Source organism: Candidatus Propionivibrio aalborgensis (assembly GCF_900089945.1).
GTDB classification, from domain to species: Bacteria; Pseudomonadota; Gammaproteobacteria; order Burkholderiales; family Rhodocyclaceae; genus Propionivibrio; species Propionivibrio aalborgensis.
Genome location: NZ_FLQY01000309.1, coordinates 1 through 627 on the forward strand (window position 1 = coordinate 1; position 627 = coordinate 627).

Below are 627 nucleotides of genomic sequence, written 5' to 3' on the forward strand. Positions count from 1 at the left end.
CCAACGCGTCCTGGTCGAGGGTTTGTCGAAGAAGGACAAAACCGAGCTTGCTGGACGTACCGATAACAACCGCGTCGTTAACTTCACCGGCGATCCCCGGCTGGTACACCAATTTCTCGACCTGCGCATCATCTCGGTAGCGCCACATTCGCTGCGAGGCGAAATCGTGAGTTCGTGAGTTCCTGACCAAGATATCATCCCGGAAACATGAGCGCCAAAACCACAGCAAAACCCAGAGCCGTCGAACTGTTGCTCTCGCCCGTCAACAATACACACCTCGCCAATCTGTGCGGCGCGCTCGACGAGAATCTGCGCCAGATCGAAACCGCGCTCGATGTTTCCATCGCTCGCCGCGGCGAACGTTTCACACTGCGCGGCGAATCGATACAGACAGCGCGCGCTTCCGAAGCCCTGCAACGGTTTTACGCACTGGCCAAGGACACTCTTTCGGTCGACGAGATCCAGCTTGGACTGATCGAGCTGATCAATCGCCCGGCGCGCGGTGATGCGCTCTGCGGCGGCCTGTCGCCGGCGTTGATGACGCGCAAGACGGAGCTTCACGGACGCACGCCGCGCCAGGTCGAATACCTCAAGCATATTCAGGAACACGACATCACTTTTGGCACC

General features: G+C 58.9%; 2 protein-coding genes. Both read left to right on the top strand.

All coding sequences use genetic code 11. The annotated features are described in order from the left end of the window. Window positions 1-178: TRAM domain-containing protein (locus tag PROAA_RS13465; protein WP_186411834.1), on the top strand; the 178-nt coding region annotated here is incomplete at its 5' end. A gap of 29 nt (window positions 179-207) precedes the next feature. Next, window positions 208-627: PhoH family protein (locus tag PROAA_RS13470; RefSeq protein WP_222102274.1), on the top strand; the 420-nt coding region annotated here is incomplete at its 3' end.